The organism is Candidatus Methanoperedens sp. (assembly GCA_027460535.1).
In the GTDB taxonomy this organism is placed as follows: domain Archaea; phylum Halobacteriota; class Methanosarcinia; order Methanosarcinales; family Methanoperedenaceae; genus Methanoperedens.
The window spans coordinates 1-25,958 of the sequence record JAPZAR010000011.1 but is presented as its reverse complement, the minus strand read 5'-3'; the positions used below and the strand labels follow the sequence as shown (position 1 = coordinate 25,958).

At 44.2% G+C, this 25,958-nt stretch carries 38 protein-coding genes and 1 tRNA gene; 27 read left to right on the top strand and 12 right to left on the bottom strand.

What is annotated here, in order from left to right; all coding sequences use genetic code 11:
- Window positions 1-2 precede the first annotated feature (2 nt).
- A complete protein-coding gene (locus O8C65_04525) occupies window positions 3-866 on the top strand; it encodes a CBS domain-containing protein (GenBank protein ID MCZ7356175.1) in 864 nt (287 codons plus the stop codon).
- Window positions 867-871: 5 nt separating this feature from the next.
- Here the strand turns inward: O8C65_04525 and pyrE are convergent, their stop codons facing one another.
- From pyrE to O8C65_04510, 3 genes are read right to left on the bottom strand one after another with little or no spacing between them, the layout of a single operon-like run.
- On the bottom strand, window positions 872-1,408 hold the full coding sequence (pyrE, locus tag O8C65_04520; protein MCZ7356174.1) for an orotate phosphoribosyltransferase: 537 nt from the start codon (window positions 1,406-1,408) through the stop codon (window positions 872-874).
- A gap of 1 nt (window position 1,409) precedes the next feature.
- Complete coding sequence (locus O8C65_04515) at window positions 1,410-1,946, bottom strand: CDP-2,3-bis-(O-geranylgeranyl)-sn-glycerol synthase (protein ID MCZ7356173.1); 537 nt, start codon at window positions 1,944-1,946, stop codon at window positions 1,410-1,412.
- Entirely contained in the window at window positions 1,940-2,404 is a 465-nt protein-coding gene (locus O8C65_04510) for a cytidine/deoxycytidylate deaminase family protein (protein MCZ7356172.1), read from the bottom strand. The genes O8C65_04515 and O8C65_04510 overlap by 7 nt, the downstream gene beginning before the upstream one ends.
- 164 nt (window positions 2,405-2,568) lie before the next feature.
- Between O8C65_04510 and O8C65_04505 the strand changes: the two genes are divergently transcribed.
- From O8C65_04505 to groL, 5 genes are all read left to right on the top strand, one after another.
- A complete protein-coding gene (locus O8C65_04505) occupies window positions 2,569-3,495 on the top strand; it encodes a protein translocase subunit SecF (GenBank protein MCZ7356171.1) in 927 nt (308 codons plus the stop codon).
- The gene (locus O8C65_04500; GenBank protein MCZ7356170.1) at window positions 3,492-5,144 is read left to right on the top strand and encodes a preprotein translocase subunit SecD; all 1,653 of its coding nucleotides are present in this window, start codon (window positions 3,492-3,494) and stop codon (window positions 5,142-5,144) included. The genes O8C65_04505 and O8C65_04500 overlap by 4 nt, the downstream gene beginning before the upstream one ends.
- Window positions 5,145-5,187: 43 nt before the next feature.
- Window positions 5,188-5,261 (top strand) — tRNA-Thr (locus O8C65_04495).
- 469 nt (window positions 5,262-5,730) lie between these two features.
- Window positions 5,731-6,003: a co-chaperone GroES gene (gene groES, locus O8C65_04490; GenBank protein ID MCZ7356169.1), complete on the top strand. Its 273-nt coding sequence runs from the start codon at window positions 5,731-5,733 to the stop codon at window positions 6,001-6,003.
- A gap of 1 nt (window position 6,004) precedes the next feature.
- Window positions 6,005-7,627, top strand: a complete 1,623-nt coding sequence (gene groL / locus O8C65_04485; GenBank protein ID MCZ7356168.1) for a chaperonin GroEL — start codon at window positions 6,005-6,007, stop codon at window positions 7,625-7,627.
- A 263-nt stretch (window positions 7,628-7,890) separates the two neighbouring features.
- On the opposite strand, the gene O8C65_04480 is transcribed toward groL, so the two are convergent.
- Window positions 7,891-8,232 (bottom strand): DUF86 domain-containing protein, encoded by a 342-nt coding sequence (locus O8C65_04480; GenBank protein ID MCZ7356167.1) that lies wholly within the window; start codon window positions 8,230-8,232, stop codon window positions 7,891-7,893.
- Window positions 8,222-8,512 carry a nucleotidyltransferase family protein gene (locus tag O8C65_04475; protein ID MCZ7356166.1) on the bottom strand — a complete coding sequence of 97 codons (291 nt, stop codon included), beginning with the start codon at window positions 8,510-8,512 and terminating at the stop codon, window positions 8,222-8,224. The genes O8C65_04480 and O8C65_04475 overlap by 11 nt, the downstream gene beginning before the upstream one ends.
- An 88-nt stretch (window positions 8,513-8,600) precedes the next feature.
- Here O8C65_04475 and O8C65_04470 point away from each other — a divergent pair, with 88 nt between their 5' ends.
- The 10 genes from O8C65_04470 (at window position 8,601) to O8C65_04425 (ending at window position 15,785) form a co-directional block, all read left to right on the top strand.
- Entirely contained in the window at window positions 8,601-9,581 is a 981-nt protein-coding gene (locus tag O8C65_04470; protein ID MCZ7356165.1) for a DUF2254 domain-containing protein, read from the top strand.
- Window positions 9,582-9,886: 305 nt separating this feature from the next.
- Window positions 9,887-10,189, top strand: a complete 303-nt coding sequence (locus tag O8C65_04465; protein ID MCZ7356164.1) for a UPF0175 family protein — start codon at window positions 9,887-9,889, stop codon at window positions 10,187-10,189.
- Entirely contained in the window at window positions 10,186-10,692 is a 507-nt protein-coding gene (locus O8C65_04460) for a hypothetical protein (GenBank protein ID MCZ7356163.1), read from the top strand. Before O8C65_04465 ends, O8C65_04460 begins: the two co-directional genes overlap by 4 nt.
- A gap of 615 nt (window positions 10,693-11,307) precedes the next feature.
- A complete protein-coding gene (locus O8C65_04455) occupies window positions 11,308-11,715 on the top strand; it encodes a hypothetical protein (GenBank protein ID MCZ7356162.1) in 408 nt (135 codons plus the stop codon).
- A 30-nt stretch (window positions 11,716-11,745) separates the two neighbouring features.
- Window positions 11,746-11,907 (top strand): hypothetical protein, encoded by a 162-nt coding sequence (locus tag O8C65_04450; protein MCZ7356161.1) that lies wholly within the window; start codon window positions 11,746-11,748, stop codon window positions 11,905-11,907.
- A 58-nt stretch (window positions 11,908-11,965) separates the two neighbouring features.
- A complete protein-coding gene (locus O8C65_04445) occupies window positions 11,966-12,394 on the top strand; it encodes a flavodoxin domain-containing protein (GenBank protein ID MCZ7356160.1) in 429 nt (142 codons plus the stop codon).
- A gap of 10 nt (window positions 12,395-12,404) precedes the next feature.
- Window positions 12,405-12,560 (top strand): hypothetical protein, encoded by a 156-nt coding sequence (locus O8C65_04440; protein MCZ7356159.1) that lies wholly within the window; start codon window positions 12,405-12,407, stop codon window positions 12,558-12,560.
- A gap of 162 nt (window positions 12,561-12,722) precedes the next feature.
- The gene (locus tag O8C65_04435; GenBank protein ID MCZ7356158.1) at window positions 12,723-13,916 is read left to right on the top strand and encodes a flavodoxin domain-containing protein; all 1,194 of its coding nucleotides are present in this window, start codon (window positions 12,723-12,725) and stop codon (window positions 13,914-13,916) included.
- 31 nt (window positions 13,917-13,947) lie between these two features.
- Entirely contained in the window at window positions 13,948-14,139 is a 192-nt protein-coding gene (locus tag O8C65_04430; GenBank protein MCZ7356157.1) for a YHS domain-containing protein, read from the top strand.
- Between the two features lie 41 nt (window positions 14,140-14,180).
- Window positions 14,181-15,785 (top strand): tRNA uridine(34) 5-carboxymethylaminomethyl modification radical SAM/GNAT enzyme Elp3, encoded by a 1,605-nt coding sequence (locus tag O8C65_04425; GenBank protein MCZ7356156.1) that lies wholly within the window; start codon window positions 14,181-14,183, stop codon window positions 15,783-15,785.
- Window positions 15,786-15,812: 27 nt separating this feature from the next.
- On the opposite strand, the gene O8C65_04420 is transcribed toward O8C65_04425, so the two are convergent.
- Window positions 15,813-16,553 (bottom strand): Nif3-like dinuclear metal center hexameric protein, encoded by a 741-nt coding sequence (locus tag O8C65_04420; protein MCZ7356155.1) that lies wholly within the window; start codon window positions 16,551-16,553, stop codon window positions 15,813-15,815.
- Between the two features lie 118 nt (window positions 16,554-16,671).
- Between O8C65_04420 and O8C65_04415 the strand changes: the two genes are divergently transcribed.
- Entirely contained in the window at window positions 16,672-17,637 is a 966-nt protein-coding gene (locus tag O8C65_04415) for a H4MPT-linked C1 transfer pathway protein (protein MCZ7356154.1), read from the top strand.
- 334 nt (window positions 17,638-17,971) lie between these two features.
- Here the strand turns inward: O8C65_04415 and O8C65_04410 are convergent, their stop codons facing one another.
- Window positions 17,972-18,298 carry a DUF5615 family PIN-like protein gene (locus O8C65_04410; GenBank protein ID MCZ7356153.1) on the bottom strand — a complete coding sequence of 109 codons (327 nt, stop codon included), beginning with the start codon at window positions 18,296-18,298 and terminating at the stop codon, window positions 17,972-17,974.
- 46 nt (window positions 18,299-18,344) lie between these two features.
- Window positions 18,345-18,593, bottom strand: coding sequence for a DUF433 domain-containing protein (locus O8C65_04405; GenBank protein MCZ7356152.1), 249 nt, complete (start codon window positions 18,591-18,593; stop codon window positions 18,345-18,347).
- A 774-nt stretch (window positions 18,594-19,367) separates the two neighbouring features.
- On the opposite strand from O8C65_04405, the gene O8C65_04400 reads away from it, so the two are divergent.
- Both O8C65_04400 and O8C65_04395 read left to right on the top strand, forming a co-directional pair.
- Complete coding sequence (locus O8C65_04400; protein MCZ7356151.1) at window positions 19,368-19,574, top strand: hypothetical protein; 207 nt, start codon at window positions 19,368-19,370, stop codon at window positions 19,572-19,574.
- 107 nt (window positions 19,575-19,681) lie between these two features.
- On the top strand, window positions 19,682-19,900 hold the full coding sequence (locus O8C65_04395) for a hypothetical protein (protein ID MCZ7356150.1): 219 nt from the start codon (window positions 19,682-19,684) through the stop codon (window positions 19,898-19,900).
- Between the two features lie 253 nt (window positions 19,901-20,153).
- Here the strand turns inward: O8C65_04395 and O8C65_04390 are convergent, their stop codons facing one another.
- On the bottom strand, window positions 20,154-20,441 hold the full coding sequence (locus O8C65_04390; protein MCZ7356149.1) for a type II toxin-antitoxin system HicB family antitoxin: 288 nt from the start codon (window positions 20,439-20,441) through the stop codon (window positions 20,154-20,156).
- Between the two features lie 238 nt (window positions 20,442-20,679).
- Between O8C65_04390 and O8C65_04385 the strand changes: the two genes are divergently transcribed.
- The 4 genes from O8C65_04385 (at window position 20,680) to O8C65_04370 (ending at window position 21,960) form a co-directional block, all read left to right on the top strand.
- Window positions 20,680-20,877 carry a hypothetical protein gene (locus O8C65_04385; GenBank protein ID MCZ7356148.1) on the top strand — a complete coding sequence of 66 codons (198 nt, stop codon included), beginning with the start codon at window positions 20,680-20,682 and terminating at the stop codon, window positions 20,875-20,877.
- Window positions 20,878-21,103: 226 nt separating this feature from the next.
- Window positions 21,104-21,388 (top strand): hypothetical protein, encoded by a 285-nt coding sequence (locus O8C65_04380; GenBank protein MCZ7356147.1) that lies wholly within the window; start codon window positions 21,104-21,106, stop codon window positions 21,386-21,388.
- Window positions 21,354-21,590, top strand: a complete 237-nt coding sequence (locus O8C65_04375; GenBank protein ID MCZ7356146.1) for a hypothetical protein — start codon at window positions 21,354-21,356, stop codon at window positions 21,588-21,590. The genes O8C65_04380 and O8C65_04375 overlap by 35 nt, the downstream gene beginning before the upstream one ends.
- 4 nt (window positions 21,591-21,594) lie before the next feature.
- Window positions 21,595-21,960: a hypothetical protein gene (locus O8C65_04370; protein MCZ7356145.1), complete on the top strand. Its 366-nt coding sequence runs from the start codon at window positions 21,595-21,597 to the stop codon at window positions 21,958-21,960.
- A 268-nt stretch (window positions 21,961-22,228) separates the two neighbouring features.
- On the opposite strand, the gene O8C65_04365 is transcribed toward O8C65_04370, so the two are convergent.
- Window positions 22,229-23,290, bottom strand: a complete 1,062-nt coding sequence (locus O8C65_04365; protein MCZ7356144.1) for a transposase — start codon at window positions 23,288-23,290, stop codon at window positions 22,229-22,231.
- Window positions 23,291-23,659: 369 nt separating this feature from the next.
- Here O8C65_04365 and O8C65_04360 point away from each other — a divergent pair, with 369 nt between their 5' ends.
- Complete coding sequence (locus tag O8C65_04360; protein ID MCZ7356143.1) at window positions 23,660-23,782, top strand: hypothetical protein; 123 nt, start codon at window positions 23,660-23,662, stop codon at window positions 23,780-23,782.
- 35 nt (window positions 23,783-23,817) lie between these two features.
- On the opposite strand, the gene O8C65_04355 is transcribed toward O8C65_04360, so the two are convergent.
- Window positions 23,818-24,168, bottom strand: coding sequence for a DUF5615 family PIN-like protein (locus O8C65_04355; GenBank protein MCZ7356142.1), 351 nt, complete (start codon window positions 24,166-24,168; stop codon window positions 23,818-23,820).
- Window positions 24,165-24,395 (bottom strand): DUF433 domain-containing protein, encoded by a 231-nt coding sequence (locus O8C65_04350; GenBank protein MCZ7356141.1) that lies wholly within the window; start codon window positions 24,393-24,395, stop codon window positions 24,165-24,167. Before O8C65_04350 ends, O8C65_04355 begins: the two co-directional genes overlap by 4 nt.
- A gap of 316 nt (window positions 24,396-24,711) precedes the next feature.
- Between O8C65_04350 and O8C65_04345 the strand changes: the two genes are divergently transcribed.
- The 3 genes from O8C65_04345 to O8C65_04335 all read left to right on the top strand — a co-directional run.
- Window positions 24,712-24,867 carry a hypothetical protein gene (locus O8C65_04345; protein ID MCZ7356140.1) on the top strand — a complete coding sequence of 52 codons (156 nt, stop codon included), beginning with the start codon at window positions 24,712-24,714 and terminating at the stop codon, window positions 24,865-24,867.
- 171 nt (window positions 24,868-25,038) lie between these two features.
- Entirely contained in the window at window positions 25,039-25,662 is a 624-nt protein-coding gene (locus O8C65_04340; protein ID MCZ7356139.1) for a hypothetical protein, read from the top strand.
- Between the two features lie 25 nt (window positions 25,663-25,687).
- Window positions 25,688-25,958: IS1 family transposase (locus tag O8C65_04335; protein MCZ7356138.1), on the top strand; the 271-nt coding region annotated here is incomplete at its 3' end.

The window sequence follows — 25,958 nt, the reverse complement described above, 5'->3', positions numbered from 1 at the left end:
TAATGGCTGAAGCTCCGGAAAGCATCACTGTTGAGGAAGTTATGGTCAAGGATGTTGCATCTGCAGAATTACCCGGGTCCAGGGATGAAGTCCTTGAGATACTAAAAACTAAACATATCTCCGGGGTTCCTATCGTGAAAAATGGTGAGGTGGTCGGGATTGTGACCCGGACGGACCTGTTGAAAAACCCAGAAGAAGAACAGATCGCAATAATAATGACGAGGAATCCGGTAACGATCTCCTCAGAAAAATCCATAGTCGATGCAGCAAATGCAATTCTGCAAAACCACATCAGGCGTTTGCCAGTGGTTGATGGCACTTCTCTTGTCGGTATTGTCACCATTGCAGATATTGTCGGGGCAATAGCGCGACTGGATATTACCAATCCCATCAGTGATTACGTGGGAAATAATGTTGTGACGGTCTGGAGCGAGACCCCCATTTCCGTAGTAGGCGCGATAATGGAACTGGCAGATGTAAAAGCTGTTCCGATCCTGGACACAAATCTCGTTCTCTTAGGTGTTGCTTCCGATAAAGACCTCATCGCCGCAACTGTGATCGAAGACCGAACAGAGATGTCAAACATGTCTGCGGGGTCGGATGACGATGCCTGGACGTGGGAATCACTGCGTGATACCATGAGTCTATATTACAGCGTATCAAAAATGAATTTGCCAAGTTCACCCGTAAAAGGTATAATAAAGCTCAAGGGTGAACCTGAGACCGCAGTATTGAGTTCGCAGGTCAGCGATTGCGCCAGGAAAATGAGGCGCAACAGGATAGACCAGCTGCCTGTAATTACGAGCACGCGGAAACTGTTGGGGCTTCTGCGTGATAAAGACCTGCTGAAATCCATTGTAAATTAATCATTCTATTTAGTTTTATTTTTTAGCAGGTCACTGACCTTCACGAGCGAGATGAAGTCAATTTCTGCATCTTCAAGATTTCTCATAGCCCCTTCTTCGCGGTCTACAACCGCAATCACATGACGGATTACGAGCCCCTCATCCCTTAATATTTTTGTGGCTCTTATTACAGAGCCGCCTGTAGTGGTCACATCCTCGACCAATACTGCCGACCGTCCTCGCTCTATTTCACCCACGATCCTGTCTTTTGTGCCGTACTCTTTGGTCTCCTTCCTTATTATCAGGAGACGCAGGTCGGTTTCAAGGGCCGCAGCGACAGCTATGGGTACGCCTCCCAGGGCCACGCAGCCTATGTAATCAGCGTAAATCGAGCGGGTGTTCAATACCTCTGAAATGCAATGTGCTATCATTTTCAATATGCGAGGATTCGTGCTCGCCTTTTTGATATCCACATAAAAACTGCTTTTCTTCCCCGAAGCAAGCGTGAACTCGCCAAATTTTATGGCCCCGCATTCCTTAAGAGCATCTGCAAGAGTCTCCATTCTACCACGGCTCCTTTTTCACTTTTAGATAATATCCGAGAATATTGGTCAGGCGATGAAATATTGGCGTCAATATGAGGACGGCAATCATTACCTGTATAGTGAAGTTCGAAGTGAACCATGCAGGGTCAAAAATATACGTGAGGATCCACGCGCCTGCGACGAAATCAAGCTGATCTGCAAGCGGGAATTTTGCCCCTCGCTCGAACCCGAGCCTTCTTTTAAAAAAGCTTTTAATAATATCCCCCAGAAGTGCGCCCAAAGAAAGTGTAATTATAGCCGCGAAAGTAAAACTTCCAAGCCAACTGACCGGTGAAAACTGCATCAGGGCAATGCCAGCAAGTATCCCACATGCCGTTCCCCCGATCAGACCACGTATCGTTTTCCCATCGCCGAGTATCCTTCTCCCGTCCCTCCAGTTCTTCCCAAGGTCTATCGGTGTCCCCCCGCCGAACACTACGGCCGTGGGATTGGCGATATAAGCGGGAATCATCAGCCAGACAGCCTGTATTACCACTTCAATTATTCCCTCTAGCATGAATCCCCGGGGGAACTGCCTGAAAATTGTTCGACCCTAACTCCGGCCTTCTCAAAGAATTTTAAAGCATCGCTATCAGGATAGACAGTTCCGAAGACCACTTTTTCAATATTGGCATTGATGAGCATCTTTGCGCAAAGGATGCATGGCTGATGCGTGCAATAAAGCGTTGCGTTCTCGATGCTTACCCCGTGCAGCGCAGCTTGTATGATAGCATTCTGTTCCGCATGCACGGCCCTGCAGAGTTCATGCCTCGTTCCCGAAGCTATATTGTTCTGCTGTCTTATGCAGCCTATCTCAAGGCAGTGCGGAAGATTCCGGGGCGCGCCGTTATAACCCGTGGAAAGTATCCTTTTATCTTTCACGATGACGGCGCCTACCTGATTTCTCAGGCACGTCGAGCGCTTAGCAACAATGCCGGCAAGTTCCATGAAATATTCATCTATAGTGGGACGCATCAGGGATTAATATACAGCAAATGATAAATATTTACCGAAGCTTGATCCTGACCGGAAGCTGGCCAGCAACTTCAGTTTTTCAAAGCAATAGATTATCAAATAGCAAAAGGTAAATATATTGATACTAATCTAGACGAGTCCTATGAGCCGTAAGGAGAATCGCGATGAATTTGTTTAATGAAAAAGTTATAGAAACGTACGTCAAAAGCTTCAGCTTAAAACAGATGCTGATTATTCCAGCAATACTTCTCATATTATCGCTTTCTATCCTGGCCATTACGACCTATAGGACCGGCGCGCCTGTAGAACTGGGTATGGAATTCAAGGGAGGTACAGCGATAATCTTTGATAGCTCAATGACGCTTGACCAGTTGAAGGAGGAGTTTCAGAACTATCCGGGCGTAGAGGTGCGAAAATATAGTGTGGGGGAACGTAAAATAATGCAGTTCAGCCCCATGGATCCATCTTTAAAGCAAGATCTGATCACGAAAGCAAAATCTGAGTTCGCCAATGTCGAAATAAGGGACATGGGAGAACAATTCAGTAAATCTCTCCAGGGGCAGGCCGTTCGTGCCATAGTTATCTCGTTCATTTTTATGGCAATCGTGGTCTTCATAATCTACAGGACTCTTGTTCCGTCGCTAGCAGTAGTGATTTCAGCATTTGCTGACATCGCCTTTGCTGCGGCGATGACCGATGTATTCGGGATATTGATGTCCCTCGGCACTGTAGCAGCTCTTCTGATGCTTATCGGTTATTCTGTTGACACGGACATACTTTTAACAACGCGATTGTTAAAGCGCAAGGGTGAATTGAACGATAAGATAAAGGATGCAATGGTCACAGGACTGACCATGACGACTACTGCACTCGCCGCTCTTGTTGCATTGTTCGTTGTATCTTCAGGTCTTATTACATCATTCACACGTATTGATATCATAAAAGACATTTCTGAAGTCCTTATTTTTGGCCTGATCGCAGATATGATAAACACATGGATGACCAATGTAGGGATCTTGAGATGGTATATGGGAACAAAACAACCTGAGAAAAGAATTGAAAAATCAAAAAAGAGGAGGCGGACAGCATGAACGATCAGGAACCATTCTATAAGAATATACGTGTCATGCTGCTCGTACTGGTAATCCTGGGCTCTATTGCCTCCATAGCCACATTTGGACTAAAATATGGCCTTGACCTGAATGGCGGTTCATGGCTGCAGCTACAACTGCAGGGTGCCGTCGCACAGGTTGATGCAGACGAAGGAAAAATAATCCAGGCAGAATTTGGAAGATTGCTTAATGATACGTCGATCACGATCAATGAAGTGACTTCAAGTTCTGTCACTTTTACAACATCGAAAGAAACCACTAAGAACGTGATAGATTCATTTGGATTTGGTACATCATCAATATCCAGGGGCACTGAAGGCGGCACTAAAGTAACATTGCAGACAAACAAAATAGCGGTGATACAGAAGTATCTGCAGAATAAACTGAATACAGAGGTCGTTCCCATTCAGGGCACTGCCATCACGTTCGAAATAAGAAAAACGGTGACTGAAGCATCGTTGAATGACATTTTAAAACCTGTTGGAGGAAAAGTCATTCCGCCATTTCGGGTTGGGGTGACGAAAGATACAAGTGACCTCACCATCAAGGTTCTTAATGCGAAACTGAATCCGATAGCCCTTAAACAAATAACAATTACGCCTATCGGAGATAATTACCTTCTCGTTGATATGCCAGGAATTGCAGTAGAAGAAGCAAGAAGACTTGCATTGACCCCCGGCAAATTCGAGATCAGGATACAGGTGCAGGGGAACGAGACCGCTCATGTAGTTTATGGGACCGAAATCAAAAGGGTGGATCCGGTCCAGACACAAAGGGGAAATGCGTGGGGTGTGCCTTTCGAGCTCAGTGATGATGGTGCTACAGCGCTTCGAGATGCAGCGATAAAATATGGCGCAGTGACCAACCCCGGTGCCCATTACCTGAGCATGTATCTTGATAATAACCTTGTATTTGATGCACCGCTGGCCCCCGACCTTGCAAAGAACATACAGAGCGTACCTGTGAAAGACCTTGTCGCCACTACAGGAACAGGCGATGATGGCCATACAAAAGCAACAGAACTCCAGCTCCACTTGAGAGCAGGAGCGCTGCCTGTCAATGTGAATGAGGCAGGTTCAGGCGAGGTCCCTGCACCTCTCGGCCAGAAATTTAAGGAGCAGGTATTGATTGCCGGACTTATAGCTCTGATACTTGTTGCGATTGTTGTTGCCCTGCGATATAAACAGCCCAACATAACGATTCCTATGCTCGCTACGTCTTTCAGTGAAGTCATCATCATACTGGGTTTTGCATCGCTCCCCTTTATCGGATTGCAGCTTGATCTTGCGACCATTGCAGGTATTATTGCGGTCATAGGCACAGGGGTAGACCATCTCATAATCATCACGGATGAAGTGCTTGCTGGCGGCTTCATGCCTCCAAATAAGGTGTACCAGTCCCGAATCTCGAAAGCGTTTGCAATTATCTTTGCTGCCGCCGCGACGGTTCTTGTGGCAATGTTGCCCCTTATCTTGTTCATGGATTCCAACGCCCTCCGGGGTTTTGCTGAAATTACCATAGTGGGCGTGCTTATCGGGGTCTTTATAGCAAGACCTGCATACGCAGTGATCATACAGGGCATACTTGTGCCAGAGGAGCCGGATATAAAATTGGTTGATGAGGACTGAATACCGAAGCTTTTAAATTTTAGCCCGACCTTAAAAGCCCACCGCCTCGGTGGCTCAGCCTGGCAGAGCGAGAGATTTGTAATCTCTAGGTCGAGGGTTCAAATCCCTCCCGAGGCTTCATCGCTTATCTCAGATCACATTGCCCGGGGTTGTATCTGTCCATCCACTGCGAGGATACAAATGGGGCCAGCAATTAAAACCAGGAAGACCGTAAGAGAAAAGGAAGCAAAAGGACGATAGGAAATAATATCATCTCTTATAACCTATTCTTAACAGGTTCAGATTTCTGGAATTTATTTTTATCAATTTATTATATTTTTGAGCAACTTTTATATAGAATTGCAAACAATGGAAAAACCCCGTGCATGTGGGAAAATTGCTAGAAAGGATCGAATATTTACGGAGGTTACAATGGCAGGATATTTAACGGGTCAGCCCGTGTTAATTATGAAAAGCGGCGTTATCGCCGAAGATTGAGGATTATGAGGCCGGGGGCGGCTGCCGCAGTTCTTGCGGGCGGATTTCTAAAAAGCGTGAAAGATAATTATATCATAAAATTTTTTGAGTTAAAAAGAAGGTGAAATCTATGAAAATAAAACCAATAGGGAAACGAGTTTTAATTAAACCTATGAAAGAAGAAGAAAAGACCAAAGGCGGGATATTTATTCCCGAAACTGCAAAGGAAAAGAAAAAACAGGGGATAGTCGTTGAATTAGGCACAGTCGAAGAAAAGGAATTCCCCATAAAAAAAGGGGACATAATATTATATGCCGGGTATAGTTCAGAAGAGATGGAAGTGGATGGGGAAAAATATCTCATCCTGGATACAAAGGACGTAATCGCAAAGATAGAGGGATAAAATGGCAAAACAATTGATATTCAATGATGAAGCGAGGCACGCTCTATTGAAAGGTGTGGATCAGCTGGCCAATACTGTAAAGATCACACTGGGACCGAAGGGAAGATACGTAGTCCTTTCAAAGAGTTTCGGGAGCCCCGTGATCTCCAACGACGGGGTCACGATAGCCAAGGAGATCGACCTGAAAGATCCTTACGAGGATATGGGCGCCAAGCTTGTGAAAGAGGTGGCGACCAGAACCCAGGACGTCGCAGGTGACGGAACCACGACTGCCACGCTGCTTGCGCAGGCCATCCTGCATAACGGCATGAAGAACATCACCGTGGGGGCGAATCCTATCGAGATCAAGCGTGGCATTGACAAGGCGACGGAGACAGTGGTGAAATCCATCAAAGGAATGAGCGAAGAGGTGAAAACGAAAGAAAAGATCACACAGGTAGCCACTATTTCGGCAAACAATGACGAAGAAATAGGGAATCTCATCTCCGATGCCATGGATAAAGTGGGAGCTTCAGGTGTCATAACAGTGGAAGAGGCAAAATCCATGGAGACATCGCTTGAAGTGGTGGAAGGAATGCAGCTCGATAAAGGATATCTTTCGCCGTACATGGTCACGGATAAGGAAGGAATGGAAGCTTTGCTTGAAAATCCGCTGGTTCTCATGTATGACAAGAAGATAAGTTCGATGAAGGAATTTATTCCCGTACTTGAAGCTGTGGTGAAGGAAAACAGGCCACTGCTCATCATAGCCGAGGATATTGAAGGAGAAGCGCTGGCCACCATCGTGCTGAACATCATTCGCGGGGCACTCAAGGTATGCGCCGTAAAAGCGCCCGGTTTTGGCGACGAACGCAAGGAGATACTGGAGGATATAGCCATACTCACGGGCGGGAAGGTTATAAGCGAAGAGCTGGGCATGAAGCTTGAGAATGCAAAGCTCCTTGACCTTGGAAGCGCGAAGAAGATAAGGGTGAACAAGGAAAAGACCATCATTATCGAGGGGCAGGGAAAGAAAGAGGATATCAAGAGAAGGATTTCCGTCATCGAGGGACGCGTCAAGCTTGAGGAATCCGAGTACAAGAAGACCGACCTTAAGAAGCGCCTTGCCAAGCTTTCGGGCGGCGTTGCCGTTGTGAACGTGGGCGCGGCAACGGAGACCGAGCTAAAGGAAAAGAAGATGCGCATAGACGATGCCCTGAATGCAACGAAGGCAGCAATAGAGGAAGGCGTTGTGGCAGGCGGCGGCATCGCGCTGCTCCGGGCTGCAAGTTCGCTTGATAGCCTCTCTCTGGAAGGAGATCAGATGATCGGTGTGAATATCATCAGGAAAGCGATCGAAGAGCCGCTGAAACAGATCGCGATAAATGCAGGCAAGGAAGGCTCTGTGGTGCTAGAGAAATTGAAGGCTGAAGCCAATCCGAACATGGGCTACGATGCAAAGACCGATGCCTATAAGGATATGATCGAAGCAGGCATCATAGATCCTGTAAAGGTGGTGCGCACCGCCCTGCAGAATGCAGCCAGCATAGCAGGCCTGATGCTGACCACGGAAGCCCTTGTGGCAGAGATACCTGAGAAGAAGAGCGAGATGCAGATGCCGGGGCCGGAAAGCTACATGATGTAATTTGGAATTGGATCAGTAGGAACAGATGGGCACAACGGGTGCCCACGATTTTTATTTTTTTTAATATAAGCGCTTTATTCCGGCCCTTTGTGCTGCGATAATCATATCTTGCAAGTATTTTTTTTCTTACTTTGGCTTCCTGCACACAGATGTGGACAGCGTCCGTACTATGCTCGACACGCGTGTGGTTACTTTGGCCTTATTGATGTGCAGCTTGCGGCGCAAGCATATTCGGCGAGGGTGATTGAAGGTAGATTGTCTTATTAATCGAATTCTTTTTCTTTTAGGATCTTTATGCTTTTTTCAATCTCAGGAAGCTTATTCTTGATAACATCCCATACTATGTCCCAGCTAATTCCAAAATATGCATGAATCAATTTGTCTCTCATTCCCGCAATTTTCTTCCATTCGATTTCGGGATATTTTTCTTTTAAGGGATTGGAAACGTTTTTGGCTGCCTCACCTATAATTTCTATGCTTCTTGGAAAAGCGCGTTTTAAAACTTCATTTTTCATGAGGTCTCCAAGCTCTAAATTTATGCTCTGCGTCTTTAGAAATCCAATTTCATCGAGAATATGTTTTATATAAACTTCATCACTTTTCACACCAGACGACCTCTTTTTCCACATAGGGACGAATATACTTGTCCAACCCGCTAGTGGTGATTAAATCAACCTTTTTTCCAAAAAGGTCTTCAAGGTAGAAGCTCAATTCCATAAAGTTGTCAAAGCTTATTTTTGTGCTCACAAACTCCACCAGCACGTCAACATCGCTTTCTTCCTTAGATTCTCCCCTCGCCATTGAGCCGAAAACACCAATTTTTTTGACTCCAAACCTTTCTTTCAGGAAAGTCTTATTTCTCTTAACGATTGCAAGAACATCCATAATTATGCTTCTATCTTAATATTGACCATATAGCACATCAATCTTTTCAATAGTTTTATACGTCTTACAACTGTCTCTACTCGTTGGTATGCCGATTAAAGAGTTCAAATCAAAGATATTTCCTTGGTTGAACGAACCGAAATGGTTGAACAGACTGACGCTATATTTCGCTCTCGGCGCCGTTATAATTACAGCCTTGCATATCGTTTTCTCTTATCGTTACTTCCTTCACACCGACGTGGACAGTGCCCGATACATGCTCAGCGCGCTCGTGCAGAGCGAGGCTGCAATCGTGGCGCTTGTGGTGACGTTGAGCCTTGTTGCCGTGCAGCTTGCGGCGCAGTCGTATTCGGAGAGAGTGAATGAGGTGTTTAAGAAGGCGCCGGATTTGTGGATACTGATGGGGATTTATGGGATTGCTATTTTTTACGGGCTGGGTGTGCTGAAGATGATTGAGAATCCGCAGGTGGGCAGGCTATCGAATCTTGAGGCGCATGTTTCGTTTGCTTATTATCTTGGAGTATTTGCGTTTGTGGCGCTGGTGCCGTATATTTGGAACACTCTCGAATTGCTGAAGCCCACTACTGTGATTAATATACTGGCTGAGAGGATAACAAGGCAGAATATTCTATCCTCTATACAATTAGACAAGAAGAACCCAATTCAACCTATAATTGATATGGAGAAAGACCCGATTCAGCCGATTATTGATATAGTGCGCGGCTCGATGATGAAATATGACTATGAAACCGTTAGAGATGGATTGAAAGCCATAGGTGAAAATACTGGCCGTGTATTCAAAAATGAAACTTTATTAAAGGACGAAGAAGGAAAAATATCAGAGCATGTTTTTAATCACTTAACAAGAGTTGGAAAACTGGCTATAAGTAGAAAAGATGAAGACTCTATATTGGAAGTAATTGCCAATTTGTGTAATAATGGAAAAATAGCTGCAGAAAGAAAGCTTGATGTTGCGATTGAGTATATCGAAGATTACCTAGTACAGATTGGATTGGCAGCCGCAGAACCATACAAAATAATGAACCTTATTTTTCAAATCCCTGGATAGTTTTCAAACTCTCCAAACCATTCTTTACAATTTCATCAATTTCATCAGGGTTCATTTAAGGTCTACATATTATCTAATAGTAAAACTAATATATAAATTATTATTCATAGTATATAGCTGTCCATTCCCGCATCTATTTTTCTAGGTTTATTGTTTAAAATAGAAAAAAGGCATCCTCACTCCAGCCCGAAATGCTTCATATTCCAGTCCGCAATCGCCTCAGCATCATTAATCACCTTGCTACAAAAAAGACGCAAACCGCAACCAACAGGCTTAAGTATACGTTATAATAAAATGTAATCATTATGAAAACAATCTCCATCCGCCTGCCAGAGCAATACATAAACGATATCGAAGAAGCCTGCAAGCAGGAAGTCCTCGACAAAGGCACGATGCTGCGCAAGCTCATAGGCGAGGCGCTCCGTGAATACCGGATAAAAAAAGCCTTTCAATCATACGCTGAGGGGAAAATCTCCCTCTGGAAAGCTGCAAAGAAGGCTGGAATAACATACAGAGCAGCACTTGAGGAGATCAAGAGGCGTAACCTTCCCTTCAGATACGAAAAAGAGGATTTGAATGCCGATATTAAGTGGGCTATGAAGGCATGATAGTAAGCAATTCGGGTCCGCTCATCCATCTTGCAAGAATAGACCGTCTTAAACTTCTTAAGGAACTGTTTGGCGAGGTGGTAATACCGCATGAGGTCAAACTTGAGGTTGTTGACAGGGGTAAGGACGAGGGCGCAGCAGATGCTTTTTTGATAGAGAGTGAACTGGAAAACGGATGGCTATTGATAGACCAGGGCAAAAGTAGCGGTGTAAAGGAAATTGCAGAAAGCGCTGGCATAGATATTGGAGAGTCATCCGCAATAATGCTTGCAAGAAAAAGGAAATGCCTGATACTCATTGATGACCTTGCAGCAAGGAGGTTTGCAATTGGAATGGGGCTTGAGGTCGTTGGTTCAATAGGTGTACTGATAAGGTCTGCTAAATTGGGGATAATATCTAAAAGTGAGGCGCTGGATGCTCTGGATAAACTTGCAAGAGTGATGTGGCTCGGTGTTGATATTTATGAAGATGCAAGGAATGCCATTGAAGGTATTAGATCGTAGTATTAAAAAAACATGAGAGGGGATGGATGTTTTTCAAGCTCTTGCGGACGATAGGAATAAGCAGAACCTTATCCTGATCTTAAAAGGTCGCAAACCAAAGGGGTAAAATCCGGGTTGTTTTTCAAATCTTTGACTTTCCACCCTGCCAATAATCAGGTGTCCTTTAGGAGTCTACTTCAAAGGGTTAGGGGATGGATTGTTTTGATAGACGCAGCGAATTCCGCAATCACATGCACGCTTTTCTTCCCATGTCTGGTTTATGATGCGTGTGACACAACCAACCTTCAAATGCTTGCATTCCATATTTTTTTCACACAGTCTCCTATTAATCATTACCATGTCAATTCAGATTATGGTAATTATCATAATAATAATTATAATTATTAATCATATATATAGCTTTTCATTCTCATTGTTGTAATTTTTTTGGTGTTGCAGAGTCTCAAAAGATCGCAGATAAACACTGGTAATCCGGGTTAATCTGAGGTTTCTATATCGGTTGCATATATCTCTCTTAACACCAAACTCTCTTGCATCTTAAAAGTTCATAAACCTTTATCAGGTAGTATCGATAAACCAAAGTAAATCACAGTGATTATTAAGGGGTGAAAATACATGGTTTTCGATATAAGAACACAGGCTTTAGTAAACCTGGCTCTCCAGGTTTTGCTGATAATAATTTTATCCGCTGCGGTATTTCTTGCGAAGAAAAGGAATCTCGGAAAGCACTGCATGATAGTCAGAGCAGCAGTTATTGTGCAGATAATCGCAATCGCTCTCATAATGCTCCCCTCGCTGCTCGGGTATGTTGAAAATATAAAGCCAAACCTGTTCTTAGCGGAGATGCTGGCGCACCATACAATCGGTCTATTGCTCATCCTGGTGTGGATTTACATAAACCTGGTGTTTACGGGGAGGATGAGAAGCAGTATTAATCTAAAGACGGTCATGAGGCTGGCTTTAATGCTGTGGATCATCTCACTTATTCTTGGCATTCATATGTATACGAAAATATATCTGTGAGCGATATGCATCTGCCTATCTAAAAAGACCTTGCCCTCGGTTTCACAAAAAATTTCAGGCGAGTATCCAACCGGAAAGATAGGGAAAGGGCTGGTGCAGTTCGCCCTCAGGAAAAATCTCGGGAAGCATGCCTTCATAGTTGTGAAACCGTTTGAGATGGTGACGGATACGCTGTTCAGGGCCATGAAGTAGAAAAATTGCACGGGATAAAGTACAAATACAATGAAAAATGATTATATTTCGTGGGAGCATGTCGAAACTTGTGATCATTTACGGTACTGGATCGCATAATACCGAGCGGATGGCAGTGGCAATAGATGAAGGCGCAAAAGGCGAGGGCTTGGAGACCCTGTTGAAAAATGTGAACGAGGCGGACAGGAACGACCTAATAGATACAGATGCCGTTGCCATCGGTTCTCCAAATTACAATCATGCCATGATGCCAACAGTTCTAAAATTCTTAAATGATCTCGCGGGTATCGACCTGTCCGGTAAAGTGGGCCTTGCATTCGGGTCTTACGGCTGGAGCTTCGAGGCCACAGATGAGATAAACAAAAAATTATCATCTTATGGCATGGAGATGATACAGGATTTGTTAATAAAGAGGATGCCGGGAGAAGAGGAGCTTGAACTATGCAGAAGGGTAGGATCACTGTTAGCATGCAGAATCAAGAAATAAGGAGGTAAATATGTGCAGCGTAGGAGATTCATTTGGAGTAGAAATTGAAGGCGGTATTGATATGCATGAATATGAATGCAACAATTGCAGCAAGAAATTCAAGGGCATAGGCACAAATGTGCGGTGCCCGAAATGCAAATCCATGGATGTGAAATGCATGGAATAAGTTTTGTCGAAAAGGCAGTCCATCGTGAACCATGATCGGGGATAGGATTTTATTTTTCGGTCTCCCTGAGAGGGATAAAGCGATTGAGGCTGTAAAAGAACATTAGGTATGGTTCAATAGAATCAAAACCAAACAATGGTTTCAAGTTAGGAGTGTGATAAAATGGCAGTTGAATTGAAAGACGGCGTGTACTGGGTAGGGGTCGTGGACTGGAACATAAAGAATTTTCACGGTCATGAGTATTCGACCCACAGGGGCACTACATATAATGCTTACCTGATAATCGATGAAAAGATCGCCCTCGTGGATACCGTGTACGGGCCGTATTCGCATGAGTTGATAGAGAACATTGAAAAAATAATCGATATCAAAAAGATCGATTATGTTATTGCAAACCATGCAGAGACCGACCACTCTGGTGGTCTCCCGGAATTGATGAAACTCATACCGGATGCCACGCTAGTGGTATCAGAGAAGGGAAAGGAAAGTGTCTACAAACACTACCACTATCACTGGAATTTCAAGACAGTGAAGACCGGTGATACGATAAGCCTGGGCAGGAACAGTCTCGTTTTCGTGAGCGCTCCCATGCTTCACTGGCCGGACAGCATGTTCACGTACCTCACAGGTAAGAATATCCTGATGCCCAATGATGCTTTCGGGCAGCACTATGCGTCGTCATCGCGCTTTGATGATGAGGTGGATATGATCGAGGTCTACCAGGAAGCCATAAAATATTATGCCAATATCCTTACTCCTTTCAGCGATCTTGTGATAAAGAAAATTGACGAGTTTAAGAAACTCAACATCCCGGTGGATATCATTGCCCCGAGCCATGGAATAATCTGGAGAGAGGATCCTTTGCAGATCGTGGAGAAATATTATGAATGGGCCTCAGGGAAGAATGACGGGTCCGTGGTGATCATCTACGATACCATGTGGAAAGGCACAGAAAAAATGGCAGTGGCGATTGGGGAGGGGCTTGAAAAAGAAGGGGTGAAGTACAAACTCTTCAATATGGCAGTGTGCGACCGCAATGATGTGCTAACAGAAGTGTTCAAGGCAAAAGGGGTCATTATTGGTTCACCCACGCTGAATAACGGTCTTCTGCCCACCATCAAGCCCATACTTGAGGACCTGAAAGGATTGAGGTTCAAGAATAAAGTGGGCGCAGGATTCGGAACTTATGGCTGGAGCGGGGAGAACGTGAAGCTCATTGAGGAGAACCTTGAGAGATCCAGGATAAAAATTCTTCAGGAAGGCATCAAATTCAAGTGGCAGCCAACCAAGGATGAACTTGAAAAATGTGTGGAGTTTGGCAGGAACTTTGCGAAAGGATTATTCAGTTGCGAGTAAATAAAGATTCGGTATTAAGAGGAGGAAAATTATGGCAATAGACCCGGTTTGCGGAATGACAGTGGATGAGAAAACAGCGCAGCAGAAGATGGATTATAAAGGTACCACATATTATTTCTGCGCACCCGGATGCAAGAAAGCGTTCGAGTCAGAACCCGAGAAATACCTGAAGGGCGGGCCGAAAGGGATGCCCGGCAAGAAGCCCTGGTGGAAATTCTGGTAATTCCCAACCTTAATTACTCTGCATGCCAATAGAAGAACAGAATGACTGCGATCGAATCTGCATGCAGAGAACTCATAGAACAGATATTGCGAAAAGAGATAACTAACGAGCAGGAGCTGAACGCAGCCAAAAAAGAAATCAGCAAACGTTATAAGCTTTCGGCATTGCTAAGCAATTCTTCAATACTAGCAGCCGCAGAGGATGAGGAAAAGCAGAATGTTCTTTCCCTCCTGCAGCTGAAACCCGTGAGGACCATCTCAGGCGTTGCCGTAATTGCGGCGATGACCTCACCTGCCCCATGTCCTCATGGGATGTGCCTTCCATGTCCCGGAGGCCCATCCTCGAAATTCCAATCCCCTCAGAGCTACATGGGAGCGGAACCCGCAGCGAGGCGCGCGTTCGAGAATGATTTTGATCCTTATTTACAGGTTTCCTCGCGCTTAAAACAGCTTTTGCAGATAGGGCATAATGTCGAAAAAGCGGAACTGATCGTAATGGGAGGGACATATACGTCGCGAACGCTCTGCTATCAGGAATGGTTCGTGAAGCGCGCCATCGAAGCGATGAATGATTTTTACGGTAAGGAATGGCGGGATGGGAAAAGGTATATTTCGATCGAAGATGCCCAGGCTGCCAATGAAAACGCGCGGATCAGGAATGTGGGGATCACGATAGAGACAAGACCCGATTGGACTGAAAAAGAGCACATCGATACCATACTTGACCTCGGTGCGACAAAGGTGGAGATAGGCGTTCAGAGCACGTATGATTTTATCCTTGCAGGGATACAGCGCGGGCATACAGTAGCGGAAAGTGCGAATGCGAATAAAAGGCTCAGAGATAGCGGCTTGAAGGTCGGGTTCCACATGATGCCCGGGCTTCCCGGCTCGACGCCGGAGTCGGACTTTCGCATGTTCAGGACATTATTCCAAGATGAGCGCTTCAAACCGGATTACCTGAAGATTTACCCCACGCTCGTGACAGAAGGAACACGGCTTCACGGGATGTGGGAGCTCGGGAATTATGCGCCGCTTGAAGTTGAAGAAGCCGTAGAGCTGCTTGCGAAGGTCAAATCCATACTTCCGAAATGGGTGCGCCTGCAGAGGATACAGCGCGACATCCCTGCATACCAGGTGCTTGCCGGGATAAAGAAAAGTAATATCAGGCAGCTTGCGCAAGAGCGGCTTCTGCAAATGGGAGGCAGGTGTCGGTGCATCAGGTGCCGCGAGGTGGGGCATCGGATGCTTGCTGGCATGGAGCCTGAGAACATCGAGTTGATCGTGGAAGAATACGAGGCATGCGGGGGAAAAGAACACTTTGTTTCTTTCGAGGATACAGAGAAGGATATCCTTATCGGGTTCGTGAGGCTGCGTTTCCCGTTCGAGCCGCACAGGCGGGAGCTTCTCGGTGCGGCACTGGTGCGCGAACTGCATGTTTACGGATCTATGGTCCCGGTTGGCGCGGGTGCAAAGAATGCCCAGTGGCAGCACAGGGGATATGGGGAAGAGCTACTTTCCGAGGCTGAAAGCAGGGCACGTTCCCGCGGATATGAAAAGATAGCCGTGACCAGCGGTATCGGAGTGAGGGATTATTACAGGAAGTTCGGGTACGAGCGCGAAGGCCCGTACATGACAAAGAAACTGTGAACTCCTGGTCAAGCAACGGTACTATGTTTAGAGTCTGTCTGGAGCTACTGACTTTATCATGGGCTTATCCTCAATGAAAAACGAGGGTACAGGTAGTTTTTCGCAAAGCTTTTTCATGGCGGGCGCTTCGGTGGCGTAATGGGTGGCATCGAAAAGGCACAAATCCCCGGCATACCTTATCGCATCATGGCGCAGCTCACCGGACACGAGGGCATCCGCGCCGTGTTCGAGAGCGAAATCAATGTATTCCTTCCGGAACCCGCTTCCTCCGACCACCATGACCTTTTTTATTTTTCCATCCCCGGCGTACTGAACAGGAGCATCCAATTTTTTTGATAAAAAGTGAGCAAATCCATTCGAACTGCAAGGCTTGATTTCGCCAACGCGCCCGAGAGGAAGAGTAACGAGATTCTTCAAACCAAGTAGTCCTGCAAGCACATCATTCACCCCGCCTTCCACTTTATCATAATTCGTATGCATGGTGTAAATGGAAATATCGTTATCAATAGCGATTTTAAGAGAATCGGATAATCTCTTTGAGATCGTATTTACAGGATCGAATATCAACGTGTGATGAGTGATGAGAAGGCTGGCTTGAAGGCGCGCAGCTTCTTTTAATGCGTGATCCGTGGGGTCAAGTGCGACGGCTATTTTCCTTATGTCGTTGCCCCTGTCAAGCACAAGTCCTATTCTTCCTGCATCAAAATCCTCTGCAAGTTCAGGAGGCGCAATGGTTTCAAGGATCGGAATTATTTCCTCAAGCTTCATGATCGTCTGTTATTCGCTGGTTTTGGGATATAAATATTATCAATTGGTGATGTTTCATGAATTCCGGAACAGGCCATAATTCAATAACCTTTTTAACCTTCTCAAACAACTCCTATCCATGATCCTGGGCATTGACATCGGGGGCGCCAACACCAAGATAGCCTCTGCTGATGGAAAAACCTCAGAATTACATTATCTTCCCCTGTGGAAGAATGCAAGGCTGACAGAGTTTCTCATTGATATTTCAAAGCGGCTGGAACCCGAAAAAGTTGGTGTGGTGATCACGGGGGAGCTTGCAGATTGTTTTCCGGACAAGGAAACCGGACTGTCGTATATAATGGATGCAGTGAACAATGCCTTCAAAGATGCCTGGTTCCTGGATAGCGATGGTCATTTCACGAAAGAGAAGAAACGCAGCATCGCAGCAGCCAACTGGATGGCATCCGCGCTTATCGTCGGAAAAGAATTCACGGATTGTATGTTCGTGGATACCGGCTCAACGACAACTGATATCATCCCGATCAAGAAAGGTAAATCTCTTGCAGCAAGAACGGACTTTGAGCGCCTGAAAAGGGGCGAGCTTGTTTACACAGGGGCGCTGCGTACCAATATCGCTGCTGTTCTTGACAAAGTTGAGCTGGGTGGCGCAGTCTCGCGCATCTCGTCAGAGCTATTTGCGATAACTGCCGATGCTTATCTAGTTCTCGGTCTGATACCCCGGGAAGATTACACGTGCGATACACCTGACGGCGCGGGGAAGGAAAGGATCGATGCCCAGCGAAGGCTTGCCCGGGTGGTTTGCGCAGACCTTGCAGAGATCGATGAAGACGACCTGAATTCACTGGCTGAACAGGTTATGGAAAAGCAAGTTACGGATATGTCAGATGCCATTCATGATGTCGGGAAGACATGTGATTTGAATTTCATAGTTGCATGTGGTCTGGGTGAGTTCCTGGTTGAAAAAGCTGCTCATAAACTCGGGCTTGATATTGTGCTTGTCTCAGAAAAATATGGCAGGAAGATATCCAGGGTATTTCCTGCGTACGCAGTGGCGCAGCTCATGGAAAAGGAAACCTCAGATTAAGGCGCCCAGAGTCACGCCTCTGGAGGGCGTGTCCACGTCGACTGTCACGTCAGTCGATTGCGTATCCACGTATTGCTTCGCAATACGTGTCTGCGTCCTCAAGGGGCGCAACCCTTGATACGTGTCTATGCATTGCAGCGGGCATGACGCCGATGAACGCAGATTTACTGCGACGATGAGCACGGATGACACGGATTTGACGGATTTCCACGGATAATCAAAATTCTAGCGTTCCCGTGCCATCTGTACAATCCTGTTTATCACAAATGCCATGGAATTAAAAAGTTACGTAAGGACTTTTCGGTGTAAAGCGAGGAGCATTTATCACTCTTAATTATTTAAAATCATCCATTTTTATAGCTCTTACTTTGTCTTTGTTCACAACCACAAAATATCCTTCAAATGAGATATTTGCTTGTAATAAAAGCCATTTTAATAGTTGCAATATATATTTTAGCGATTTTGGAGTTACTCGTAAAAGAATTATCCCATGCGGTTTGTTAGATTTCTTTTTATAAATCAATTCTCCAAAATCTTTATCGAATGTAATTATTATCCAATTATTTCTTGAAGATAATTCTAACAACTTTTCATCGCTTGAGCCTGTGAAATCTTCCATAACTGATACTATCTTACATCCTTCCTTTCGGAGTTGTTTAATTAGGATAAGGGGATATTCTCATCAGCCAGAAAGGTGGGTGAATTGTTCAAGCGATAGCCTTTTGCGGAATTATGTAAATATGCTCTTCCTTCAGGAGCGATAGTGAATACTCTAGAGCTGCTAGGATGTCTTCTTTTTTGATATACGGATAATTTTCCATTATCTCTTCATGAGTCCAGTTGTTCGCCAGCAGTTCTAACAGGAGCTCAACAGATATCCTGGTTCCTTTTATAACAGGTTTTCCACCTAGAATATCGGGATCGCATACGATCCGCTTGAAAATTTCTTTTTGCATGATAATCAATCTATACAATCATCCTGATTGTGTATAAAAGTCTTGGTACTAACTGTGGACAGATATAGATAGAAACCTTCGCTTTGTCCTCTTTACGTGCCTTGCGGTATAAAGCGCCATATAATTATCACTCTTAAAATATTAATTCCCCGGCGCCCATATGTTCCCCGAACAACAATCCATGCCTTATTCAAACGGCGCTGGTCTTTTTCTATGAAGGGGGCGCTGCCGTTGCGCGTGGCTGCGTGGATAGTGAAGGTCGGGGATAGTGGAAGGGAGGAAGGGTCGAAATTCAAGAAATCGGATTGTTGTCGGAATAATCAACAATTTTGAAGGGCTCTGCCTTATGAAAATTACAAACCGCAGATGAAAGCGCCCAGAGTCACGCCTCTGGAGGGCGTGTCCACGTCGACTGTCACGCCAGTCGATTGCGTGCACACGTATGCCAGCGCACTGGCATACGTGGACGGGCGTCCTCAAGGGGCGCAACCCTTGACGTATGCCCGCAGGCATACGTGAGCGCGGAGTCGAGAACCCGCAGGGTTTCGGCATGATGAACGCAGATTTACTGCGACGATGAGCACGGATTTCTAAGGATAATTTGAATCTGTGCGCATCCTTGTCATTTGTCCGCTCCGTGCTCCATCAAAGGTGCAGCATATTTATTACCATTTAAATATTAAAACCCGGCGCCGCTTCCGAAGCCGCCGCGTTTTTTAACCCAATGTATTACTCGAAATGGTTAAGATCAAAGAATTTTATATTAGCCCTCAAATGAAGGGCGATATCAAGCTGACATGGAAAGATGTTGTAAAAGAAGCTCTCTCAAATATAGGTAATTCCGGACCTCTGGATGATATCAATTCGCAAATAGAGGGGCACTGGAAGACCCAGATAAATCCGACGCGGAGGGATACAGTATGGCGGACGCTGCAACAGTACAGCATTTTTTATCAGGAGGAGAAGGGGAGCAAGATATAGTATCTCAAGGAAGTGGAAAAGCCGCTTGAGGACTTCGACCCCGAGAAAAACCTTAAAAACCTCATGAGTTAATATAATATCAAGTACAAAATTGAGCAAGGTGAAAAATGGTAGATGTTGTTTTAAGACTTCCAAACGATTTCAAATGGATAATGAAGAATAAGGAAGGTTTGAAATGGGTAGAGTCAGCTATCATAAATAGGCTTTCTGAAATAAAAATTGGAAATCTTCTTGCCGAAAAGAGCGAGCTAAAAGAGAAGGATATAGCCGAACTCGATCATGTTATTAAACGCGCTCTCTACAATAAAATAAAGGCTGAGGAATGAAATTAGTAAAATCAATGAAAGATTTTTTTCCAAATAACGATTCACTGGCTAGCTATTTTCTTCAGGTTGCACTTATTGTCTTTTCAGCCATTCCTGCCTTTTAATATTAGCTTGTTTCAAAATTCGGGATAGCAAATCTACACTTATCTCTTTCTTATGTGGATTAGGTATCGTTAAAACAAGGTCTCCATTTATCATATAAGGGTGCCTTCCCCCGGAGAATGGACCTTCGAATCCAAAGTATTTCAGTCTTTTAACAAGCTGGTTCCATGATACCGGCATCAATTTTGCCAAGAGACCCCACAACCTTTGGTTCTTTGAATTTCTTATGACCGATCGAGGGGATTGGAAGACCTTTTTTTAATCTGATGATTATCCATCCTTCTATTGTTTCAGCAAGATTCCTTCTGCATTCCTCAAGGGTTTTCCCGGTCGCCCATATCCCTTTTAACCCCGGGACCTCCCCGTAATAAGGCTCATCGTCTTCAATTATTTCGTATTTTGCCTTTTCCAGTGCCGCGTTTATATATTCAAGTATCATGCTGAATCTCTTTATTCAATATTCATAATTACTCTTAATATAACTTTTTATACATCAGCGTACGGTGTTAATCAACAATTATATCTAATTTAGATATTTAAACTCCGGGTCAGGTCCTTTTCTGTGAAGGGGGCGCTGCCGTTGCGCGCTGCGTGGATAGTGAAGGTCGGGGATAGTGGAAGGGGGGAGGGTCGAAATTCAAGAAATCAGATGGATGCGGGAATGAAAATCCACTCTGATGGCTCGGTCTTTTGAAAATAAAAAACCGCAGATGAAAGCGCCCAGAGTCACGCCTCTGGAGGGCGTGTCCACGTCAACCGTTGCGCCATTTGACGTCGCACACACGTATGGCTCCGCCATACGTGGATATCGCTGCGCGATATGCCCGCAGGCATACGTGGGCGCGGAGTCGAGAACCCGCAGGGTTTCGGCATGATGAACGCAGATTTACTGCGACGTTGAACACGGATTTCAACGGATAATTTGAATCCGTGCGCATCCATTTCATCTGTGCACCCCGTGTTCCATCACAGGCGCCATATTATTTATTATTATCTAAATATTAAAATCCGGCGCTGTCCCCGAAGCCGCCGCGGTTTTTTAACCAAATGTAAGCATTACTCGAAATGGTTAAGATCAAAGAATTTTATATTAGCCCTCAAATGAAGGGCGATATCAAGCTGACATGGAAAGATGTTGTAAAAGAAGCTCTCTCAAAGATAGGCGATTCCGGACATCTGGAGGATATCAATTCGCAGATAGAAGGGCACTGGAAGACCGAGACAAACCCGACCTGGAGGGATACAGTGAGGCGGACGCTTGCGCAGTACAGCATTTTTTATCAGGAGGAGAAAGGGAGCGGGCATACCTCAACAAAGAGTTTATCAATATCGAACATTAATAATAAAACATATGGATTATTTGACCAACATAGACTCGAAGGTTAACGAGATTTATCTGAAGCATGCTGCAGAACTGGAAAAAGAACATGAGGGGGAAATCGTTGCCATCGATTTCGCCAAAGAGACTATAGTTGGTGTTTTAAAACAGGAAAATATTCCTGAATGGATTAAAAATCTCAAAAAAAGTAAGAAGAACGTTGCTTTTAGAAAAATAGGTTCCAAGGAAGCTGTATATCGTTTCAGGTGAGCCTTTGAGTCATGAAATCTTTTATGATTATATCGATTCTGACCCCGTAGTGCCAATAAGTATCGCAACATCTAACATTTCAAACAAATATCTCGCTTTTCTTGATACAGGTTCTGATGGTATAGCTATTCCCAGAGAACTCTGGGAGATGCTCGAACTATCTAACAACTATCCTATCAGAATACAGAGTGTTACGGGACTGTCCTGGTCTTACATCGATACTATTAAGATCGAAATCTTTGGTGACAGGCATGAAGTTCCGGCTGTTATGTCAGATGACCCGGAAATCCTGATCGGTATGGAGATACTTAGAAAATATATCGTTTGCTTCGATGGGATCAAGGGGAGAGTTGCGGTCAGGAGAAGCTGATCAAAAGCGCATCTATTGAATGCTTGGAGTAAGAAGCTTTAGCTTTGCGCTCCTTGCGTGCTGGTATGAAAAATAGTACAACTTCAAACGTTAAAAGATTAACCCAAAGTGAGTTTTCAGAGGTGTAGCTCAACCTACATAACAAAATATTATATTAAGAAAGCTCATTGTATCAAAATAAAATTTATATAATCACGTATAGATATATCTATTGAAGATAACCAAAGCTCAATGATGTTAGGATTTCAGACTCTATGCTTATTCTTTATTATCCTGCTACTGAACTTTTATTAACGGTATAGCCTGCTTCGCAAAGGATTCCTATCATTTCTTCGAAATCAAGGTCTTGCATCGGGATTAACTTCGGAAGTTTGATCTTCTTTTCTTTCATTTCTTCCTCAGAATATTTCTCATTGTTTGTGAGCAGATGATGGACGATACATGCAAGCTTCCTGGCAAGGGCAACTATAGCCTTCTTCCGTCCTTTTTTAGCCTGAAGTCTCTGGTAGAAAAACCGAAGCTTGTTTGGTTTTCCAATAGCAATCGAATTTGCTGCCAGAACAAGAAACGTTCGAAGATATTTATTGCCTCTTTTTGTGATGTGGCTGTTAGAGGATTTTCCTGCTGACTCATTTACAGCAGGTGCAAGACCGCTCCAGCCAATCGTTTCCAGACATTCTTTTACTACAAAAATGTCGCTCTGGCTCAACTCACCCTTTATAGCCTCTTTTATTTCAGCCTCCGTTGCTTTTATCCGTTTGCTTTTGAGTTCTCCAAATATTTGTTCTATGGATTTACCATCCAATATACCGTTCAGGATGATGGTACCGGATTTGCCGAATATATCTGAAAGAACTACAGAAATCCGAATGCCTGCCCTCTGTAATATTTTATGAACTCTGTTCTTGAATGCAGTTATTGCCTGGTTTAATTTTACATGTGTTCTTGTGAGTTCGCGTATATCACGTATTTCTCTGCATGGTACATAGGATGGTTTTATCTGACCATTCAAACAAACTTCAGCTATCCATTCCGAATCCAGGTCATCTGTCTTTCTTCCCGGAATATATTTTATCTGTAAAGGGTTCGCTACTATTGTTTCAACTTTACCTTCTAACATTGTGTAGGTTGGAATCCAGTAAATTCCGGTTGATTCTATGGCTACCCTCTGACAGTCATTCTCTACTATCCAATTTCTTAAGTCCAGTAAGCCTTCCAAACTCGTACTGAATTCCCTTGTATCTTTAATACCAGTTTGTGTCAGTATTGTTGCTGATAGAAAGGCTTTATGGACATCTATGCCGCAAGACTTTTCAACTCGTATATTCATATCTCAAACCACCTCTTTATGAGGAATCTGGTAAAAGCAGAGACTTGAAATAGTGACAATCTGGTATACGTACTCAAAGGTACAGTTATCCATTCGCAAGAAAAAGACCAGACTTTGCGACAGGTTTAAAAAACCCAAGCACGCGATTGGTCTTCTCTGCTCTTTACCATAGAACAAAAAGGCAATTTAACAATTATTAGTTTTTCTTTGTTGTCTATGAAAGCATTTCATAGCCGACTTTACGGTATAAAGCGCCCAACAATTATCACTCTTAAAATATTAATCCCCCGGCGCCGATATGTTCCCCGAATAACCATCCTCGCTTTATTCAAACGGGGCTGGTCTTCTTCTGTGAAGGGGGCGCTGCCGTTGCGCACTGCGTGGATTGTGAAGGTCGGGGATAGTGGAAAGGAGGGAGGGTCGAAATTCAAGAAAAGGGATGGTTGCAGGATGAAACAACCACTTCTAATGGCATCGGCTTCTGAAAATTGAAAACCGCAGATGAAAGCGAATAAACGCAGATTTTTTTAAGTATCCCTTATCTTTATTACATTATCTTTTAAAACGATAAATTTACGATTCACGTCGGTCGATTTTAAAAGTATAGCAAGAAGGTCAAATCTTGTTGCTGCATTGGTAGTTGAAGTTCTTATTAATATGATTCCACTGGAAGGTTTTTTTAGCCTGAAAACAAGCTCGCCAAAGTCTTTGTCGTCTGTAATCAAAATTCTTCCCTCTTCGTTTGCTTTTTGGAGAACTTCATCGTCAGAAGCAGAGTGTTTCCAGTCACCGACAAAAACAACATCGTATCCAGCATTCTTTAACATGACTGCAAGCCTCTTGCCTGTACACTCATCTATTAGAAATTTGACTTTCAAACCGTCTCCACAATAGGGATTATTTGTTCTCCGGCTACCACTTCTGAAACGTACCTGAGAGCAGCCCTTATATCCTCTTCTTTGAGATTTGGATATTCTTCGAGTATATCTTTTATACTCATTCCATCTGCCAGCCTTCTCAATATGGCATCCACAGGAATTCTCGTTCCTTTAATAATAGGCTTCCCAACCATTATTTTTGGATTTACGACTATTCTTTCTTCCATCTCTGTAATAGTAGGTATTGAGGGTATTATACTTTTCGTGAAAATCAGGTGCATAAGAACATGGAGACTCTTACTTTGCGTCCTTTGGGGTGTAAAGCGCGACACAATTATCACTCTTAAAATATTAATCCCCCGGCGCCGATATGTTCCCCGTATAACCATCCTCGCTTTATTCAAACGGCGCTGTTATTTCTCTGAGAAGGGGGGCGTTCCCGTTGCGCGTGGCTGCGTGGATAGTGAAGGTCGGGGATAGCAGAAGGGAGGGAGGGTCGAAATGCAAGAAATGGGATAATTGCAGGAATAAAAATCCACTCTGATGGCTCGGCCTTTTGAAAATAAAAAACCGCAGATGAAGGCGCCCAGAGTCACGCCTCTGGAGGGCGCATTCACGTATGGCTTCGCCATACGTGTCAAGACGAGTAAAATATCGACAAACCCAGATTTTTTAGAATGTTCGGCGCTGCCGATGTAAAGATGCTTTCGCTTTGTGTGCTTTGCGTGCTCTGCGGTATAAAGCGCCGCAGATTTATTACAATCCAAATATTAAAAATCCGGCGCCGTCCCCGAAGCCGCCGCGTTTTTTAACCCAATGCAAGTATTACTCGAAATGGTTAAGATCAAAGAATTTTATATTAGCCCTCAAATGAAGGGCGATAACAAGGTGACATGGAAAGATGTCGTAAAAGTAGCTCTCTCAAATATAGGCAATTCAGGACATCTGGATGATATCAATTCGCAGATAGAGGGGCACTGGAAAACCGAGACAAATCCGACCTGGAGGGATACAGTGAGGCGGACGCTTCAGCAGTACAGCATTTTTTATCAGGAGGAGAAGGGGAGCGGTATATGGTACCTCAGGGAAGAAAAACCTCTTCAAGAATTTGACCCGAAGAAGAACCCGAATCCGGCGCATGAAGATGTTCAGGGGATGCTGCTTGAATTAGGGAAGATATACGGTTATGAAACCTCGGCGGCAATCAATGATGCCAAAAAGAAGTTTATGAACATGCCCATTGAAGAAGTTGCAACCATAAAAGAATTTCAAAGAGATGTATTTCATCCGAAGGTTGTAGAAATAGTGAGCCATATAGACGTTTTATGGTTTGGCGGGGATACTGATATGCTTGTGCCAGAATTTGCTTTTGAAGTTGAGCATACGACCGATGTGACAAAAGGACTCGGGAGGCTTCTTGACCTTCATAGATCTGGTCAGAGAACAAAACTTTGGTATTGTCCTGAAATAGACCGCATAATATATATGGTATAAAATCCATTAATACAATGTGGTATTAATGGCTAGACCTAGAGGAAAAATCGACATTACATGTCAGAATCCAGATTGCAAATATTTCTCAAAGGAAGAAGGAAAGGACATACTGAAACGTGGAAAAAATCGAGCAGGGCATCAGCAGTATTATTGCAATCACTGCCGTACCTGGTTTGTTGAAACAGCAAATACACCACTATATCATAAACATCTATCCAGAAAAGACATAATCCAGATTTGCAAACATCTTGTTGAAAAAAATGGTATTAGAAGCATCGAACGTATTACAGGTTTTC

Coding starts and splice junctions, on each gene's coding strand:
- O8C65_04505 (MCZ7356171.1), top strand. CDS start 2,569: ATGAATTTGTTTAATGAAAAAGTTATAGAAACGTACGTCAAAAGCTTC.
- O8C65_04395 (MCZ7356150.1), top strand. CDS start 19,682: ATGGTAGATGTTGTTTTAAGACTTCCAAACGATTTCAAATGGATAATG.
- O8C65_04365 (MCZ7356144.1), bottom strand. CDS start 23,290: ATGAATATACGAGTTGAAAAGTCTTGCGGCATAGATGTCCATAAAGCC.
- O8C65_04390 (MCZ7356149.1), bottom strand. CDS start 20,441: ATGATACTTGAATATATAAACGCGGCACTGGAAAAGGCAAAATACGAA.
- O8C65_04470 (MCZ7356165.1), top strand. CDS start 8,601: ATGCCGATTAAAGAGTTCAAATCAAAGATATTTCCTTGGTTGAACGAA.
- O8C65_04500 (MCZ7356170.1), top strand. CDS start 3,492: ATGAACGATCAGGAACCATTCTATAAGAATATACGTGTCATGCTGCTC.
- O8C65_04525 (MCZ7356175.1), top strand. CDS start 3: ATGGCTGAAGCTCCGGAAAGCATCACTGTTGAGGAAGTTATGGTCAAG.
- O8C65_04430 (MCZ7356157.1), top strand. CDS start 13,948: ATGGCAATAGACCCGGTTTGCGGAATGACAGTGGATGAGAAAACAGCG.
- groES (MCZ7356169.1), top strand. CDS start 5,731: ATGAAAATAAAACCAATAGGGAAACGAGTTTTAATTAAACCTATGAAA.
- O8C65_04380 (MCZ7356147.1), top strand. CDS start 21,104: ATGAAGGGCGATATCAAGCTGACATGGAAAGATGTTGTAAAAGAAGCT.
- O8C65_04415 (MCZ7356154.1), top strand. CDS start 16,672: ATGATCCTGGGCATTGACATCGGGGGCGCCAACACCAAGATAGCCTCT.
- O8C65_04375 (MCZ7356146.1), top strand. CDS start 21,354: ATGGATTATTTGACCAACATAGACTCGAAGGTTAACGAGATTTATCTG.
- O8C65_04455 (MCZ7356162.1), top strand. CDS start 11,308: ATGGTTTTCGATATAAGAACACAGGCTTTAGTAAACCTGGCTCTCCAG.
- O8C65_04465 (MCZ7356164.1), top strand. CDS start 9,887: ATGAAAACAATCTCCATCCGCCTGCCAGAGCAATACATAAACGATATC.
- O8C65_04515 (MCZ7356173.1), bottom strand. CDS start 1,946: ATGCTAGAGGGAATAATTGAAGTGGTAATACAGGCTGTCTGGCTGATG.
- O8C65_04385 (MCZ7356148.1), top strand. CDS start 20,680: ATGGCTCGGTCTTTTGAAAATAAAAAACCGCAGATGAAAGCGCCCAGA.
- O8C65_04400 (MCZ7356151.1), top strand. CDS start 19,368: ATGAAGGGCGATATCAAGCTGACATGGAAAGATGTTGTAAAAGAAGCT.
- O8C65_04510 (MCZ7356172.1), bottom strand. CDS start 2,404: ATGCGTCCCACTATAGATGAATATTTCATGGAACTTGCCGGCATTGTT.
- O8C65_04405 (MCZ7356152.1), bottom strand. CDS start 18,593: ATGCAAAAAGAAATTTTCAAGCGGATCGTATGCGATCCCGATATTCTA.
- O8C65_04460 (MCZ7356163.1), top strand. CDS start 10,186: ATGATAGTAAGCAATTCGGGTCCGCTCATCCATCTTGCAAGAATAGAC.
- O8C65_04435 (MCZ7356158.1), top strand. CDS start 12,723: ATGGCAGTTGAATTGAAAGACGGCGTGTACTGGGTAGGGGTCGTGGAC.
- groL (MCZ7356168.1), top strand. CDS start 6,005: ATGGCAAAACAATTGATATTCAATGATGAAGCGAGGCACGCTCTATTG.
- O8C65_04445 (MCZ7356160.1), top strand. CDS start 11,966: ATGTCGAAACTTGTGATCATTTACGGTACTGGATCGCATAATACCGAG.
- O8C65_04340 (MCZ7356139.1), top strand. CDS start 25,039: ATGAAGGGCGATAACAAGGTGACATGGAAAGATGTCGTAAAAGTAGCT.
- O8C65_04350 (MCZ7356141.1), bottom strand. CDS start 24,395: ATGGAAGAAAGAATAGTCGTAAATCCAAAAATAATGGTTGGGAAGCCT.
- O8C65_04345 (MCZ7356140.1), top strand. CDS start 24,712: ATGGCTCGGCCTTTTGAAAATAAAAAACCGCAGATGAAGGCGCCCAGA.
- pyrE (MCZ7356174.1), bottom strand. CDS start 1,408: ATGGAGACTCTTGCAGATGCTCTTAAGGAATGCGGGGCCATAAAATTT.
- O8C65_04425 (MCZ7356156.1), top strand. CDS start 14,181: ATGACTGCGATCGAATCTGCATGCAGAGAACTCATAGAACAGATATTG.
- O8C65_04440 (MCZ7356159.1), top strand. CDS start 12,405: ATGTGCAGCGTAGGAGATTCATTTGGAGTAGAAATTGAAGGCGGTATT.
- O8C65_04475 (MCZ7356166.1), bottom strand. CDS start 8,512: ATGGATGTTCTTGCAATCGTTAAGAGAAATAAGACTTTCCTGAAAGAA.
- O8C65_04420 (MCZ7356155.1), bottom strand. CDS start 16,553: ATGAAGCTTGAGGAAATAATTCCGATCCTTGAAACCATTGCGCCTCCT.